Below are 908 nucleotides of genomic sequence, written 5' to 3'. Positions count from 1 at the left end.
CATCCGCCTCTTCCTTGGGCCCGGCGTCTCCATCGCCTCAACCACCAGATCCCTGTCCAGACGCCCCAAACGAGCCATCAGACTACTGACCCAACCAACCCCCTAAACCGACTTTGCCGACCCCCTGCCTGCCGCACTTCTCCTCAAACTTTTCCACATTATTCCATGACGTTGTTTCCGGATCGTTTCCAATCTCATTCAACGTGCTTTTGACGCCTGAACCATTTCTAGCGCCACCACGAATCCAGGAGACTTATTCGCAGGGGCGTTTAGGGTGTTTTAGCGAGGTGTGTCGTTAGGTAGGGCAGGCATGGGGTCAGCAAAGTCGGTGGGCGGCGGAGACAAACCGGTTTGACGGGGCTTGTCCCCACCGCCGGGGACCACCCATCATCCTCTTACCCGAGCACTCCCACGGCTGGTTCTCGACGCAGCACCGATACCACCCCGGCCGCAAACGCAGACCACGAGCACCACTACGCACTCCAGACGCCAGTGGCAATACCCAAGGCGGCGAACGTTATGAGCAACGTCCTTCTTGATGCTCGCGTCTTTCTCATCTCACACCCCCTAGTCAACAGAGCACTCTCCGTCCTTTCCCTGCTGTTCTTGAATGGCTAGCCAGGAGTTATTACCGGAAAGCGTCATCCTTGTCGCTAACGGCACCTGGCCCCTGTCCGCTTGCGTCGTCACGTCATTGCCGCTCTCGTCAAGCATCGTCATTTTTCTTTGATCAACGCACATCGTCACCTGCGCCGTCGTCCCGCCGTCATCCACGTAAACTTCCGACACGGAGACTCTCACCGGTGGCTGCGCGTGCTGGCCATCAGCCTTCATCTTGGCCGCATTCTCGATAACGTGCTGCAATGTTGTTCCTGCGGCAACACTGTCGATGCCCGTTGTGTCTTTCC

At 57.6% G+C, this 908-nt stretch carries 1 pseudogene; it reads right to left on the bottom strand.

The features are described from left to right. Positions 1-567: 567 nt before the first annotated feature. A pseudogene (locus HCR68_RS13925) lies at positions 568-908 on the bottom strand (hypothetical protein); the annotation flags it as partial.

Origin of the sequence: Actinomyces sp. ZJ308, assembly GCF_011752065.1 — a bacterium.
GTDB lineage: Bacteria > Actinomycetota > Actinomycetes > Actinomycetales > Actinomycetaceae > Actinomyces.
This window is presented reverse-complemented; position numbering and strand designations above follow the sequence as displayed.